The sequence below is a fragment of the Pseudobacillus badius genome (assembly GCF_002189605.1).
Lineage (GTDB): Bacteria > Bacillota > Bacilli > Bacillales > Domibacillaceae > Pseudobacillus > Pseudobacillus badius.
The window spans coordinates 1-13,883 of the sequence record NZ_MWMM01000028.1 but is presented as its reverse complement, the minus strand read 5'-3'; the positions used below and the strand labels follow the sequence as shown (position 1 = coordinate 13,883).

The following is a 13,883-nucleotide window of genomic DNA, read 5'->3' as shown; positions in this document are numbered from 1 at the left end:
GAGGTGGAAGCGTGGCGACACGTGGAGCTGACGAATACTAATCGATCGAGGACTTAACCAAAACGCCGTATGGCGTAAAGCAACAAACCATGGCACGGTATTGCCGGTTACTGACACATATTATCCAGTTTTGAAAGAATAATTTCTTTCCATTTTATACAGTCTGGTGGCGATAGCGAAGAGGTCACACCCGTTCCCATCCCGAACACGGAAGTTAAGCTCTTCAGCGCCAATGGTAGTGAGGGGCTTCCCCTTGTGAGAGTAGGACGTTGCCAGGCAACAAAAAAAAGAACAGCAGAAGCTGTTCTTTTTTTGTTTTCTTCTAAAGTAGACTGCTCTTCCTTTGCATCGGTTGTTCTTTTTTGCCATTTCTATAGCAAGCGCGATACAATAAATGAACGGATCATATCAAGGAGGAGAAAAACACATGGAAACTATTTATGATATCGAGGTAACAAATAGTCAAGGCGAGCCTGTTTCTATAGCCGATTTTCAAGGACAAGTATTGCTCATTGTCAATACTGCCAGCAAATGCGGGTTTACTCCACAGTTCAAGGAGCTGCAGTCCCTGTATGAAAAATATAAAGAACAAGGATTCACTATATTAGGCTTTCCCAGCGATGAATTTATGAATCAGGAGTTTGAAGAACAAGAGAAGATTATTGAGTTTTGCCAATTGAACTATGGTGTCACGTTCCCGATGTTCCAAAAGATGCACGTAAAAGGCAAAAATATTCATCCTTTATTCCGTTATTTAACAGCCCAGCAATCTGGACTGCTTACGGGAACAATTAAATGGAATTTCACTAAATTTTTAGTGAGCCGCGAAGGAGAAGTCGTGCAGCGGTATGCACCAAAAACGTCTCCTTTAAAGATAGAAAAAGATCTCCAAGAATTATTGTAATGAATGATGAGAAGGGGTGTTCAACTTCCTCTTTCATTTAAATATTGTTCAATAACTAATGGAATTTTGTGATGTGAAATGTGCAAAAACTGCTTGATTAAGGAAAATTCCTTTCCGGGAGCATGTTTCAACAAATCATACCACCATTCTGTTTCATACCTGGCAATCATGCTGAGATTATAAAGCAAGGCATAGTAGATGAGGATCTCCGGATAGAAGGCTTCCGGCGTTTTGCGGCGGGAAAACATCCATTGTCCGTTTCTTGCATTAAACCGGCAGGGCGCTGCGGGTCTTTCACCGGAGATCCTGATCAACAGCTCGTTCTCATGCGCTCCTTCTACTGCCATGCTGCCGTTTGTTTTCTGGGACAGGAAGTCAGATAAACGATTCTGCGTCATCTGATAGTCATCTAAAATTTGTGCTGTCACCCTATAGCAGCCGTTCTCTTCCTTTTTTAATGAATGAAAGGGAGCCTCCCTGGTTTGAAACGAAAATATTTGATCTAATTCCGGTATTTGTGCAAGTAAATCGTTCATATTTAATTTGGAGCCTTCCAGTTGTTTCACATGAAACATTTTATCGCTGAAGTGGCTGAACAGTCCGTGGCGCTGTGTTCGCACCTCATCCTTTAAAAAAGAATAATTTTGTTTTTTTCTTTTGCGGGTGGAAAGGCCATGCGCCAGCACATGAACAGTGGCAGGGTAAGCAGGATCTACAGCGAGCAAACAAGCTTTTATATAATGGCTCAGTCCGTAGAAAATAAGGACCGGCTGGATGGCCAGCGGTGAATGGCTGGATTGGCTCAAGAAAGTAGTTCCGTGCTCAAGGCTGTACAGAAAACGCGGGCAGTTAGTATAGGCTGCCTCTTCCGCATTGGACAAAGCGATGGAACGATAGGCTGCCTGCAAAAAACTCTTGGCGTCCGCTGTATTTTGGTAGGGCAGCAACGGATCAAATGAGTGAAGAAGTTGATTGTTCATAACGACCTCCGAATATTCTAAAAAATCTAACATATTGAACATACCTTGACAGTATTTTGTCCAATTGATAACCTACTAATAATATTTTCGACCAGGAGGCTCATAAAATGTGGGAAAATAAGTTTTCAAAGGAAGGTTTGACGTTTGATGATGTATTATTGGTGCCGGCTAAATCCAACGTCTTGCCTAAAGATGTTAGTCTGCAAACAGCTTTAACCGATACATTAAAATTAAACATTCCGCTGATCAGTGCCGGAATGGATACAGTAACAGAAGCTGATATGGCTATTGGCATGGCTCGCCAAGGCGGTTTAGGAATTATTCATAAAAACATGAGCATTGAACAGCAAGCTGAACAAGTGGACAAAGTCAAACGCTCAGAAAGCGGTGTAATTACCGATCCTTTCTTTTTGACACCAGAGCATCAAGTGTTCGATGCCGAGCATTTAATGGGAAAATACCGTATTTCGGGTGTGCCAATTGTAAATAACGCTGAAGAGCAAAAGCTTGTTGGTATTTTAACAAACCGCGACTTGCGTTTTATTCAGGATTATTCCATTTTAATCAGCGATGTTATGACAAAAGAAGATCTTGTTACTGCTCCGACAGGCACAACTTTAGAAGAAGCGGAAAAAATCCTTCAAAAGTACAAGATTGAAAAACTCCCACTAGTAGATGAACAAGGCAAGCTGAAGGGCTTAATTACTATTAAGGATATTGAAAAAGTAATCGAGTTCCCTAATTCTGCTAAGGATCGTCAAGGACGTCTTTTAGTAGGCGCAGCAGTCGGCGTAACGAAGGATACAATGAAGCGGATAGAAATGCTTGTAAAGGCGAATGTCGATGCCATTGTGGTCGATACAGCGCATGGACATTCAAAAGGAGTCATCGATACGGTCAAAGAAATACGCTCCCTTTATCCTGAGTTAAATATCATCGCCGGAAATGTAGCAACAGCTGAAGCGACGAAGGAATTATTTGATGCCGGAGCCGACGTTGTAAAAGTGGGAATTGGTCCTGGTTCTATTTGTACAACACGTGTGGTAGCCGGAGTAGGGGTTCCGCAAATTACAGCTATTTATGATTGCGCGACAGAAGCACGCAGACAAGGCAAGGCAATCATTGCTGATGGCGGCATTAAATATTCAGGAGACATCGTGAAGGCACTGGCAGCCGGCGGAAATGCTGTTATGCTTGGAAGCTTGCTGGCAGGCACAAAAGAAAGTCCAGGCCAAACAGAAATTTATCAAGGACGCCAGTTTAAAGTCTACCGCGGCATGGGTTCTGTCGGGGCGATGGAAAAAGGATCAAAAGACCGCTACTTCCAAGAAGATGCGAAAAAATTTGTTCCTGAAGGCATTGAAGGCCGTATTCCTTACAAAGGTCCTGTGTCTGAAACCATTTATCAATTAATGGGCGGATTGCGGGCCGGCATGGGCTACTGTGGGACAGAAAGCCTTCTGGACTTGCGTGAAAATGCTCAATTCATCCGAATGACAGGCGCTGGCCTGAAAGAAAGCCATCCGCATGATGTTCAAATTACGAAAGAAGCACCGAACTATTCTTTATCTTAATTTTCCAGCTGTATGGAAGGAGATTGCTCCTTTCATACAGCTTTTTTGGTTTTTCAGGAAAAAACTGAGCCATTTCTCTTCTATATTTCTAAAAGATGTTTGTGTTACAATAACGAATGTGTGAATAAAAGATGGAGGGTTTATTAGTGAGGAATCAAATATTCAAAAAAGGAATCGCTTTTATGCTCAGTTTATTGTTAGTGGCCGGTCTTTTTCAGCCGCTTTCGAGTGTACAAGCAGAAGAATCTTTTAAGGTAAATGCCGCTGCTGCTATATTAGTTGATTCAGAGACTGGACAGATATTATACGAGCAAAACGCAGACCAAATGCTTGGTATCGCCAGCATGACGAAAATGATGACGGAATATTTGCTTTTGGAAGCCATTAAAGAGAAAAAAGTATCGTGGGATCAAGAGTATACGGTGAGTGATTATGTCTATAAAGTCTCGCAAGATCGTAATTTATCCAACGTGCCTCTTCGCTTAGGAGAAAAGTACAATGTTCGGGAATTGTATGAAGCGATGACTATTTATTCCGCTAATGCGGCCACCATCGCACTCGCAGAAACAATTGCCGGATCCGAAGCCGAATTTGTGAAATTAATGAATAAAAAGGCCAAAGAGCTTGGCTTGGAAAAATATAAATTTGTAAACGCTTCAGGGCTAAGCAATAAGGACTTAAAAGGCATGCACCCAAGCCCTGGCAAGCCGGAAGATGAGAATATGATGTCGGCCAAAACAACGGCGACCTTAGCTTTTCATTTAGTGAAAGAGTACCCTGAAGTACTCGAAACAGCCAGCGTGACAAAGAAGAAGTTCCGCGAAGGCACCGATGACGAAACAAACATGGAAAACTGGAACTGGATGCTTCCTTCTTTAGTATTCGGTTACGAAGGAATGACAGGCTTAAAGACAGGATCAACAGACTTTGCCGGTTATTGCTTTACAGGAACAGCTGAGAGAGACGGGAAAAAATTCATCAGCGTGGCAATGAATGCCACCGATGAAAAGGGCAAAGGAAACCCGAAAGCCCGTTTCACGGAAACGAAGAAACTGCTTGATTACGGCTTTAATCAGTTAGATCGCACAGAAGTGATTAAGAAAGGTGCGACTGTCAAAGGCTACGAATCTGCTCCTGTAGCCAAAGGAAAAGAAAAGCAAGTAGCTATCAGAGCTGGCAAGGAATTGGCTGTTTATACGAAAAAAGGCGAAAAACCGAACTATAAAATCAAATTCGACTTAAATGGTTCGGAAATTGGTGGAGTTGAAAAATTGAAAGCTCCGTTGAAAAAAGATAAAGTGGTTGGTTTTGTGACACTGACGCCTCAAAATGGCTCTGAATTGAAATATATCGCCGATGGGGAGAAAAAGCAAGCTGCAGTGCCAATGGAAACAGCAGAAAAAGTAGAAAAAGCAAATTGGTTTGTTTTATCAATGAGAGCGGTTGGCGGCTTCTTCTCTGGGATTTGGACAGCGTTAACTGATACGGTAACTGGTTGGTTTTAATAAAAATCACCTTCTGATCTTGACAGAAGGTGATTTTTCGTGTTTATTAATATTTAAGCAAAACATAAAATTTTTAAACTAGTGAAAAAATTGCATGTTTAAGAGGAAAATAAATACTTATTACAAAAGCTACAGGGGGAAAAGAGAATGAACACAGGTACAGATCGTGTAAAACGCGGAATGGCAGAAATGCAAAAAGGCGGCGTCATCATGGACGTTGTGAATGCCGAGCAGGCAAAGATTGCGGAGGAGGCCGGCGCGGTAGCTGTTATGGCTTTAGAGCGCGTTCCTTCTGATATCCGTGCAGCAGGCGGCGTAGCCCGCATGGCTGATCCGCGCATCATGGAGGAAGTGATGCAGGCTGTGACTATCCCGGTTATGGCTAAAGCCCGCATCGGCCATATTGTAGAGGCGCGTGTTTTAGAAGCGATGGGTGTCGACTACATTGACGAAAGTGAAGTATTAACACCAGCTGATGAAGAGTACCATTTGTTAAAAAGCGATTTTACAGTTCCATTCGTTTGCGGCTGCCGCGACTTAGGCGAAGCAGCCCGCCGTATTGGTGAAGGGGCTGCTATGCTTCGCACAAAGGGAGAGCCGGGAACAGGCAACATCGTCGAAGCGGTTCGCCACATCCGCAAAGTGAATGCCCAAGTGCGCAAAGTGGTTCACATGAGTGAGGATGAGTTAATGACAGAAGCTAAATTATTGGGAGCTCCATATGAAATTCTGCTTGAGATCAAGCGTGAAGGCCGCCTGCCGGTTGTTAACTTCGCAGCCGGCGGTGTAGCGACTCCAGCCGATGCCGCTCTTATGATGCAGCTTGGAGCAGACGGGGTTTTCGTAGGGTCCGGAATCTTCAAATCAGATAACCCGGCGAAGTTTGCTAAAGCCATTGTAGAGGCAACTACTCATTATCAAGATTATAAATTAATCGCGGAACTCTCCAAAGACCTTGGCACGGCCATGAAGGGGATTGAAATTTCTACATTGGAACCAGCCGCTCGTATGCAAGACCGCGGCTGGTAATAAAAGGGGCGGATCATATGGTGAAAATTGGAGTATTGGGACTTCAGGGAGCTGTTCGTGAACATATCCGCTCAATCGAGGCAGCAGGGGCTGAAGGCATCGTTGTCAAAAAAAAGGAGCAGCTTGATGAATTGGATGGACTGATTCTTCCGGGCGGTGAAAGCACGACGATGCGCCGGCTTGTCGATAGATACGGATTTATGGAGCCGCTCAGAGAGTTCGGGCGTCAAGGCAAACCAATGTTTGGCACATGCGCCGGCTTAATTATGCTAGCCAATAAGATCGTTGGCTATGATGAGCCGCATATCGGTTTAATGGATATCATGGTAGAGCGCAATTCCTTCGGACGGCAAAGAGAAAGCTTTGAAGCTGATCTGCCGATTAAAGGAGTAGCGGATTCTTACACAGCAGTTTTCATTCGCGCGCCTCACATTGTATCTGTTGGAGAAGAAACAGAGGTTTTAGCCGAGTATGACGGCCGGATCGTAGCCGCCAAAGATCGCAACTTCCTGGCTTGCTCCTTCCATCCGGAATTAACGGACGATCACAGCCTGACAAACTACTTTGTCGAAATGGTGAAACAAGCGAAACTGACCCATGTGTAACGAAAAGGCTCTGTTATGATTTTACGTTCATGAACAGGAGAGAAGGATGGCGGCTCCTGCAGAAACATCAGCGATATTACTCAACAGAGCCAATAACAAAAACGTGGAAAAGCAGCTGCTTTTCCGCGTTTTTGTGCAGTATAAGCATGTACTTGCACGAGTTATAAGAATGTAGTACATTAATTTATATCACTTTCATACAGAAATCGATGAGAGGAACTAGTAACAGGTGGTTATTCGATCAGAGAGCCGGTGGATGGTGCGAACCGGAGGAAGACGCTTGTGAATCCGTCCTTGAGAGAAACGCTGAACCATTATTGTAGTAGGTGTTTACGGAAAAACCGTTATTTTTTTAAGTGGAAAGCTGTTGGCTTTCAACTAGGGTGGCAACGCGGGTCTAACTCGTCCCTTTTTTAGGGACGGGTTTTTTGTATGCAAAAAATGAAAAAAGGAGGACATGATCTATGTTAGACATTAAATTTTTACGAAACCATTTTGAAGAAGTGAAAAATCGTTTGCAGCACCGGGGTGAGGATTTATCTGCCTTGGATCATTTTGAGGATCTGGACCAGCGCCGGCGTGAGCTTCTCGTTGAGACAGAGGAATTGAAAAGCAAAAGAAACAGTGTTTCTCAGCAGGTAGCCCAGTTAAAGCGGGAAAAGCAAGATGCTGATCATTTAATTAAGGAAATGCGCGAGGTGGGTGACCGCATTAAGCAATTGGATGAGGAGTTAAATGAGGTAGAAGAAAAATTAAACTATCTGCTGCTGACTATCCCCAATATTCCGCATGAAAGCGTGCCGGTCGGCGAAACTGAGGATGATAATATTGAATTGCGCACATGGGGTGAAGTGCCTGCGTTTAATTTTGAAGCAAAGCCGCATTGGGAACTTGCCAATGAGCTGGACATCCTGGATTTCGAACGGGCCGGGAAGGTGACAGGCAGCCGGTTTGTTTTCTATAAAGGCATGGGAGCGAGACTTGAGCGGGCGTTGATCAGCTTTATGCTTGATTTGCATGCGGAAGAGCATGGATATACTGAAATGCTGCCGCCTTATCTAGTGAACCGGGCGAGTCTGACAGGCACCGGACAGCTGCCGAAGTTTGAGGAAGATGCTTTTTTAATTGAAAAAGAAGATTATTTTCTTATTCCGACATCAGAAGTGCCGGTAACAAACTACCATCGTGATGAGATTCTTGATGCAGAGCAGCTGCCGATCGCTTACACGGCTTATAGCACGAACTTCCGCTCTGAAGCAGGCTCTGCGGGCCGGGATACGCGCGGATTAATTCGCCAGCATCAATTTAATAAAGTAGAGCTTGTCCGCTTCGTAAAACCGGAAGAATCTTATAATGAGCTAGAGAAGTTAACAGGCCATGCAGAGAAAGTCTTGCAGCTGCTGAAGCTTCCTTACCGCGTCATGAGCATGTGCACGGGAGACTTAGGATTTACAGCAGCGAAAAAATACGATATTGAAGTTTGGATTCCGACACAGGAAACCTATCGTGAAATTTCTTCTTGCAGCAACTTTGAAGCATTCCAGGCACGGCGGGCAAACATTCGTTTCCGTCGCGAGAAAAACAGCAAGCCTGAGCATGTGCATACATTAAACGGCTCCGGTTTGGCTATTGGCCGTACAGTAGCTGCTATCTTAGAAAATTACCAGCAGGAAGATGGCAGTGTCATGATTCCTGAAGTGCTCCGTCCTTACATGAGAGGGCAAGAAAAGATCTCTAATTAACGATGTAGACCAGAAGAGAATTTTTCTCTTCTGGTTTTAAAAATGCTGTTGACAGAACAAATAAAGATATGTTAAATTAATTCTTGTCGATACGGAGGAATACCCAAGTCTGGCTGAAGGGATCGGTCTTGAAAACCGACAGGCGGGTTAAACCGCGCGGGGGTTCGAATCCCTCTTCCTCCGCCATTATTGATAACAAGCGCATAAATTGGAGATAATGAAATCCGCTGCTTTTAAGCAGCGGATTTTTTTCTGCATGCTGTTAACTGCGTGCTTCATACTCTTTGATAAACTGATCTGTATTCTTTGTTTCCGCCTTTAAAACCGTTTGCATCATTTCTAAAGCATAATGATTATCTTTTTCTGTTTCCGAAGCAATGGCATCTGCCGGAATATAAATCGAATAATCCCTCATATACGCATCATTGGCTGTAAAAAATACACATATGTTTCCGGCCACCCCGGTAATGATGACAGAGTCCACGCCCAACTGGTGCAAAAGAGTGTTCAAAGCTGTCCCATAAAATCCGGAATGCTTCGGTTTAATTAGGAAATAGTCATCGGGATCCGGCTTAATCTGTTGTATAATAGGCTCGCTGCGCTCATTGAGGGCGCGCCCCATCACTGTATTTAAATCAGCTTTCCAAAGGCCGTAATGATCATTTACATAAATCACAGGAATTTGCTGCTGTTGGCAAAACCTTTTTAGCTTTATGATAGAAGGACAAATATCCATTGTATTGGCAGCGAGCATGTCTCCCCGGGGAAAATGAAAGTCGTTCATTAAATCAATGATTAATAATGCGTAATTTTTGGTTGAATTCGCCATGCAGAGTTCCTCCTTTTCTATATCGTCACTTTTACCCCATTTCATGAAAAAGGAGTCGGATGGATGAAAAAAAATGATGAATTTTATATGAGCCTTGCCATCGAACAAGCCAAAAAAGCTGAAGCGCTTGGAGAAGTGCCGATTGGAGCGGTCATTGTAGTAAATGGCGAAGTGATTGCTTCCGCTTATAATTTGCGGGAGACGACCCAAAACGCTGTTACGCACGCGGAGCTTTTGGCGATTGAAAAAGCCTGTCAAAAAACGGGGTCCTGGCGCTTGGAGCAAGCAGAATTGTATGTGACCCTTGAGCCGTGTCCGATGTGCAGCGGGGCCATTCTTTTGTCGCGCATTGAACGGGTGGTTTACGGAGCGAAAGACCCGAAAGCCGGCTGTGCCGGCACCTTAATGAATTTATTGGAAGACAGCCGGTTTAATCACCAGGCTGAAGTAGTGTCAGGAGTGCTTGAAGAAAAGTGCGGAAGTATGCTGACCGAATTTTTTCGGGAGCTCCGGAAAAAGAAGAAAGCAGCAAAAAAAGAAAAAAGTCTACAGGAACAGCAAGCAGTTGAAGGGGAAGAGTAAATAATAGCCAGTTTCTATGCTTTGCAGAGTAGATATTGCTTTTTTTGATTGAAAGGAGTATAATATATTTTGTGTCAGGTGAATGAGAAAATCACCTTTGGCACATCAACTATATGGTATCAATCTTGCCGTGCTAGGTGGGGAGGTAGCGGTGCCCTGTACCCGCAATCCGCTCTAGCGGGACTGAATCCCTTCCCGAGGCTTTCTATACTGTAGGGTCTGCCTTAAGTAAGTGGTGTTGACATTCGGGTCCTGCGCAATGGGAACCCATGAACCATGTCAGGTCCGGAAGGAAGCAGCATTAAGTGGACTCTCTCATGTGCCGCAGGGCAGCCTGGATCGAGCTAACTGCTTAAGTAACGCTTATGGTTAGAAGTCGACGGAAGGTGCACGGCAGTTAAAAATTTAACTAATCAAATGAAACAACTCATCCATTTCGGGTGAGTTTTTTTATGAGAACTTTGAAAAAGCAAATTCGGATAAGGTATAATACTATGTATGGAAATAGCGGAAAAAAGGAGGGAGAAAATGAGCTACCAAGCGTTATATCGTGTATGGCGGCCGCAAAGTTTTGCTGATGTTGTCGGACAAGAACATATCACTAAAACCTTGCAAAATGCCCTCCTGCAGCAAAAAATATCGCACGCTTATTTATTTTCGGGTCCGCGGGGGACCGGCAAAACAAGCGCGGCTAAAATCCTGGCAAAAGCAGTGAACTGCGAACAGGCGCCAGCGGCAGAACCTTGCAATGAGTGCGCCTCTTGCCGCGGAATCACGGATGGCTCCATTCAGGATGTCATTGAAATTGATGCCGCCTCCAATAACGGCGTAGATGAAATCCGCGATATTCGCGATAAAGTAAAGTATGCACCGAGCTCGGTGAAATACAAGGTGTATATTATAGATGAAGTTCATATGCTTTCTACGGGAGCTTTCAATGCGCTCTTAAAGACGCTGGAAGAGCCGCCGGGGCATGTTATCTTTATCCTGGCAACAACCGAACCGCACAAATTGCCGCTCACTATTATTTCCCGATGCCAGCGCTTTGACTTTAAACGGATTACCGCTCAGGCAATCGTCGGCCGCATGGGACGAATCATGGCGGAGAGCGGACAGGCATACGAGGAAAAAGCCCTGCCGATCATCGCTCGGGCAGCAGAAGGCGGCATGAGGGATGCTCTCAGCCTGCTGGATCAGGCGCTGTCCTACAGCGACGCCCAGTTAACAGAAGAAGATGCCTTAACAGTTACCGGCGCAGTGGGACAGGGAATGCTGAATGAACTGGCTGAAGCGATCTGGGAGAAAGATGCGGCTTCTGCTCTGGCTGCTTTAGAAAAATTGTTAATGCAAGGGAAAGATCCTGCCCGCTTCGCTGAAGATTTTGTGCTTTACTTCCGTGATATGCTGCTTTACAAAACAGCTCCTAATCTGGAAGAGTCGCTTTCCCGTGTCATGGTCGATGAGGCGTTCGCTTCTATCGTCGACAAGATGGAACTGGAAAGTATATATGAATACATTCATATATTGAATGAGACGCAGCAAGAGATGAGATTCAGCAATCATGCCAGGATTTATTTGGAAGTAGCCCTTGTCAAGATGTGCCAGCGGCGTGCGCCGGCACAGGCAGCAGAGCTGCCGGAAATTCAAGGACTCATCGGCAGAATTCAGGCTCTTGAAAAAGAGATCCAGCAATTAAGAAGCCAGCCTGTCCATCAGGGAGAACAAGCCGAGGCACAAGGGCCTACCCGCCGGCCAAGCCGTTCTTCCAACGGCTTTAAAGCGCCTGTTGCTAAAATTGAAAAAGTGCTGTCTGAGGCAACTAAACAGGATATCCAGCTCATTAAGAGCCGCTGGGCAGAGATGCTCGATATTTTGGGCCAGCGGCAAATGCGTTCACAAGCAGCTTTGCTTAACGATGCCGAGCCGGTAGCTGCCTCTCAGGGGACTTTCGTGTTAAAGTTTAAATATGAAATTCATTGCCAAATGGCATCTGAAAATAAACGCTTTATTGATTCTATCTCTGCTGTGCTTCAAGAACTGACAGAGCGATTATATCAGGTTGTTTGCGTGCCGGAAGACGCGTGGCTTGCTATCAGGCAGAATTTTATTAAAACCCAGAAGACAGACAGCGGTGAACAAGAAGCCGAGCAGTCAGAGGACCCTTTGATTGCTGAGGCATTAAAGCTCGTCGGAGAAGACCTGCTTGAAGTAAAAGATTAATAAAACTGGAGGATGATGAACATGCGTGGAATGGGAAATATGCAAAACATGATGAAACAAATGCAAAAAATGCAAAAGAAAATGGCCGAGGCGCAAGAAGAGCTTGCTGTAAAGGAATTTGAAGGCACAGCAGGCGGCGGAATGGTCACAGTGAAAATCTCAGGCCAAAAAGAAGTAGTGGATGTTTTGATTAAAGAGGAAGCAGTCGATCCCGACGATGTAGAAATGCTCCAAGACTTGGTTCTTGCCGCCACAAATGATGCCCTCAAAAAAGTGGATGAAGAAACAAACAAGACAATGGGCCAATTTACAAAAGGGATGAACCTTCCTTTCTAGGAGGTTTGACAAACAATGTATTATCCTGAACCGATTACCAAGCTGATTGACAGCTTTATGAAACTGCCAGGCATCGGGCCGAAAACAGCGGCCCGTCTGGCATTTTTTGTCTTAGATATGAAGGAAGAGGATGTTCTGGATTTTGCGAAAGCCTTGGTAAATGCTAAACGGGATCTAAGCTACTGTTCGGTATGCGGGCATATTACCGACCAGGACCCTTGTGCCATTTGTGAAGATCAACGGCGTGATCGCAGTGTAGTTTGTGTTGTTCAAGATCCGAAAGATGTGATTGCCATGGAAAAAATGAAGGAATATCACGGCCTTTATCACGTATTGCATGGCGCAATTTCGCCTATGGAAGGGATTGGCCCCGAAGATATTAATGTGCCAGACCTTTTAAAGAGATTGCAGGATGAAGCGATTCATGAAGTGATCTTGGCGACAAACCCCAATATTGAAGGGGAAGCAACAGCGATGTATATCTCCCGGCTGCTGAAGCCGTCCGGCATCCGGGTGACTCGTATTGCCCATGGGCTGCCGGTTGGCGGTGACTTGGAATATGCGGATGAAGTTACCTTGTCGAAAGCACTTGAAGGCAGAAGGGAAGTATAAAAAAGAATGTTTTTTCGAAAAAAAGCCAAGCTGCATGCTGCTTACAATACCCAATTGATTCAACTGCTGGAACAGTCGAGACAAGAATGGTTTAAGCACCGCGAATTGCTGCGCTTGAGCTTTGAGCCGAATGAAGAGCTTGCTGCTCAAACTAAAATGTATGAAGCCCGGTACTTCTTTCTATTTAGAGAAGCAAGAAAAAGAAACATTAGCATAAAACAGTAAGTCTCTTCATATTCTTGAAATGTGGACAAACTTCATTGAGAGAATAGGAGAGGGGTTCTGTGTACATTGCCGGGGGCGTACTTCTTTTTATCTTGCTGATCAGTTTGATAGCGGGTATGTCATCACCTGCATCGCCGCTAAAGTTAATAGGGGTGTTGTTTGTGAAGCTGGCGGCGGGTGCATGCTTTCTCTTTTTGCTGAATTCATTCAGCGGAGACTATGGCTTGCACGTGCCGATCAATTTTGTTACTTCTGCCATTGCCGGCATTCTAGGCATTGCAGGTGTCGTATCCTTGGCTGTCATGCAGCTGTGGATCATTGGGTAAGCAGCGCGGATCGAAGCCGCGCTGCTTTTTGGTATGTCTTTTTGAGCAGCTGCCCGTCAGTGCAAGGTTGATACAGAAAGCTTTCATCAATAATTTTTTTAAAAAAGTATTGACGGCTTTTAGCTGGCTTGGTATATTAGAAAACGTTGCTGAAGAAAATAAACAGCTTATGAAAAAACAAAAAAAGTTGTTGACTTTCTATCGGAAACTTGATAAGATAATAAAGTCGCTTGATCGCGACGCACAAATTGAACATTGAAAACTGAACAAAAACATGCCAGTAAGTTAATTCTTATTTTTAAAACATGAGCAAGTCAAACATCTTTTTGGAGAGTTTGATCCTGGCTCAGGACGAACGCTGGCGGCGTGCCTAATACATGCAAGTCGAGCGGACTTGACGGAAGCTTGCTTCCG

Annotated in this window: 15 protein-coding genes, 1 tRNA gene, 2 rRNA genes, 1 other RNA gene and 1 other annotated feature; of the genes, 17 read left to right on the top strand and 2 right to left on the bottom strand. The window is 44.6% G+C overall.

Translation table 11 applies throughout. The annotated features are described in order from the left end of the window. Positions 1-162: 162 nt before the first annotated feature. Positions 163-278 (top strand): 5S ribosomal RNA (rrf, locus tag B1A98_RS19340). Positions 279-427: 149 nt separating this feature from the next. Beyond that, complete coding sequence (locus B1A98_RS19335; protein ID WP_063385262.1) at positions 428-904, top strand: glutathione peroxidase; 477 nt, start codon at positions 428-430, stop codon at positions 902-904. Positions 905-924: 20 nt separating this feature from the next. On the opposite strand, the gene B1A98_RS19330 is transcribed toward B1A98_RS19335, so the two are convergent. Then, positions 925-1,884: a YaaC family protein gene (locus B1A98_RS19330; RefSeq protein WP_063385272.1), complete on the bottom strand. Its 960-nt coding sequence runs from the start codon at positions 1,882-1,884 to the stop codon at positions 925-927. 107 nt (positions 1,885-1,991) lie between these two features. Between B1A98_RS19330 and guaB the strand changes: the two genes are divergently transcribed. The 6 genes from guaB (at position 1,992) to B1A98_RS19300 (ending at position 8,525) form a co-directional block, all read left to right on the top strand. Beyond that, positions 1,992-3,458, top strand: a complete 1,467-nt coding sequence (guaB, locus tag B1A98_RS19325; RefSeq protein WP_041102110.1) for an IMP dehydrogenase — start codon at positions 1,992-1,994, stop codon at positions 3,456-3,458. Between the two features lie 182 nt (positions 3,459-3,640). Continuing rightward, the gene (locus B1A98_RS19320) at positions 3,641-4,963 is read left to right on the top strand and encodes a serine hydrolase (RefSeq protein ID WP_370511081.1); all 1,323 of its coding nucleotides are present in this window, start codon (positions 3,641-3,643) and stop codon (positions 4,961-4,963) included. A 147-nt stretch (positions 4,964-5,110) separates the two neighbouring features. Next, positions 5,111-5,992, top strand: coding sequence for a pyridoxal 5'-phosphate synthase lyase subunit PdxS (gene pdxS, locus B1A98_RS19315; RefSeq protein ID WP_041102114.1), 882 nt, complete (start codon positions 5,111-5,113; stop codon positions 5,990-5,992). Positions 5,993-6,009: 17 nt separating this feature from the next. After that, complete coding sequence (pdxT, locus tag B1A98_RS19310; protein WP_063385264.1) at positions 6,010-6,597, top strand: pyridoxal 5'-phosphate synthase glutaminase subunit PdxT; 588 nt, start codon at positions 6,010-6,012, stop codon at positions 6,595-6,597. A 200-nt stretch (positions 6,598-6,797) separates the two neighbouring features. After that, positions 6,798-7,010: a binding site (T-box leader), on the top strand. 51 nt (positions 7,011-7,061) lie between these two features. Then, positions 7,062-8,339, top strand: a complete 1,278-nt coding sequence (gene serS / locus B1A98_RS19305; protein WP_063385265.1) for a serine--tRNA ligase — start codon at positions 7,062-7,064, stop codon at positions 8,337-8,339. A 93-nt stretch (positions 8,340-8,432) separates the two neighbouring features. Further along, a tRNA-Ser gene (locus B1A98_RS19300) sits at positions 8,433-8,525 on the top strand. A gap of 76 nt (positions 8,526-8,601) precedes the next feature. On the opposite strand, the gene B1A98_RS19295 is transcribed toward B1A98_RS19300, so the two are convergent. Beyond that, positions 8,602-9,168: a cysteine hydrolase family protein gene (locus B1A98_RS19295; RefSeq protein ID WP_063385266.1), complete on the bottom strand. Its 567-nt coding sequence runs from the start codon at positions 9,166-9,168 to the stop codon at positions 8,602-8,604. A 63-nt stretch (positions 9,169-9,231) separates the two neighbouring features. On the opposite strand from B1A98_RS19295, the gene tadA reads away from it, so the two are divergent. From tadA to B1A98_RS19250, 9 genes are all read left to right on the top strand, one after another. Next, entirely contained in the window at positions 9,232-9,750 is a 519-nt protein-coding gene (gene tadA, locus B1A98_RS19290; protein WP_063385267.1) for a tRNA adenosine(34) deaminase TadA, read from the top strand. Between the two features lie 128 nt (positions 9,751-9,878). Continuing rightward, positions 9,879-10,144, top strand: an RNA gene (ffs, locus tag B1A98_RS19285) — signal recognition particle sRNA large type. A gap of 134 nt (positions 10,145-10,278) precedes the next feature. Next, positions 10,279-11,970: a DNA polymerase III subunit gamma/tau gene (dnaX, locus tag B1A98_RS19280; RefSeq protein WP_063385268.1), complete on the top strand. Its 1,692-nt coding sequence runs from the start codon at positions 10,279-10,281 to the stop codon at positions 11,968-11,970. Positions 11,971-11,991: 21 nt separating this feature from the next. Next, entirely contained in the window at positions 11,992-12,306 is a 315-nt protein-coding gene (locus tag B1A98_RS19275; protein ID WP_041102126.1) for a YbaB/EbfC family nucleoid-associated protein, read from the top strand. 15 nt (positions 12,307-12,321) lie between these two features. Then, a complete protein-coding gene (recR, locus tag B1A98_RS19270; RefSeq protein ID WP_063385269.1) occupies positions 12,322-12,918 on the top strand; it encodes a recombination mediator RecR in 597 nt (198 codons plus the stop codon). A 6-nt stretch (positions 12,919-12,924) separates the two neighbouring features. Continuing rightward, a complete protein-coding gene (locus B1A98_RS19265) occupies positions 12,925-13,143 on the top strand; it encodes a YaaL family protein (RefSeq protein ID WP_041102130.1) in 219 nt (72 codons plus the stop codon). Positions 13,144-13,202: 59 nt separating this feature from the next. Beyond that, positions 13,203-13,469, top strand: a complete 267-nt coding sequence (locus B1A98_RS19260) for a pro-sigmaK processing inhibitor BofA family protein (protein ID WP_063385270.1) — start codon at positions 13,203-13,205, stop codon at positions 13,467-13,469. Continuing rightward, positions 13,462-13,728: a hypothetical protein gene (locus B1A98_RS19255; RefSeq protein WP_063385271.1), complete on the top strand. Its 267-nt coding sequence runs from the start codon at positions 13,462-13,464 to the stop codon at positions 13,726-13,728. The genes B1A98_RS19260 and B1A98_RS19255 overlap by 8 nt, the downstream gene beginning before the upstream one ends. Positions 13,729-13,792: 64 nt before the next feature. After that, positions 13,793-13,883, top strand: a 16S ribosomal RNA gene (locus B1A98_RS19250); the annotation flags it as partial.

Excerpts from the sequence above, each read along its gene's own strand:
- dnaX (WP_063385268.1), top strand. The coding sequence starts at position 10,279 with ATGAGCTACCAAGCGTTATATCGTGTATGGCGGCCGCAAAGTTTTGCT.
- B1A98_RS19330 (WP_063385272.1), bottom strand. The coding sequence starts at position 1,884 with ATGAACAATCAACTTCTTCACTCATTTGATCCGTTGCTGCCCTACCAA.
- pdxS (WP_041102114.1), top strand. The coding sequence starts at position 5,111 with ATGAACACAGGTACAGATCGTGTAAAACGCGGAATGGCAGAAATGCAA.
- B1A98_RS19265 (WP_041102130.1), top strand. The coding sequence starts at position 12,925 with ATGTTTTTTCGAAAAAAAGCCAAGCTGCATGCTGCTTACAATACCCAA.
- B1A98_RS19320 (WP_370511081.1), top strand. The coding sequence starts at position 3,641 with ATGCTCAGTTTATTGTTAGTGGCCGGTCTTTTTCAGCCGCTTTCGAGT.
- B1A98_RS19335 (WP_063385262.1), top strand. The coding sequence starts at position 428 with ATGGAAACTATTTATGATATCGAGGTAACAAATAGTCAAGGCGAGCCT.
- tadA (WP_063385267.1), top strand. The coding sequence starts at position 9,232 with ATGAAAAAAAATGATGAATTTTATATGAGCCTTGCCATCGAACAAGCC.
- B1A98_RS19295 (WP_063385266.1), bottom strand. The coding sequence starts at position 9,168 with ATGGCGAATTCAACCAAAAATTACGCATTATTAATCATTGATTTAATG.
- serS (WP_063385265.1), top strand. The coding sequence starts at position 7,062 with ATGTTAGACATTAAATTTTTACGAAACCATTTTGAAGAAGTGAAAAAT.
- B1A98_RS19275 (WP_041102126.1), top strand. The coding sequence starts at position 11,992 with ATGCGTGGAATGGGAAATATGCAAAACATGATGAAACAAATGCAAAAA.
- pdxT (WP_063385264.1), top strand. The coding sequence starts at position 6,010 with ATGGTGAAAATTGGAGTATTGGGACTTCAGGGAGCTGTTCGTGAACAT.
- recR (WP_063385269.1), top strand. The coding sequence starts at position 12,322 with ATGTATTATCCTGAACCGATTACCAAGCTGATTGACAGCTTTATGAAA.
- guaB (WP_041102110.1), top strand. The coding sequence starts at position 1,992 with ATGTGGGAAAATAAGTTTTCAAAGGAAGGTTTGACGTTTGATGATGTA.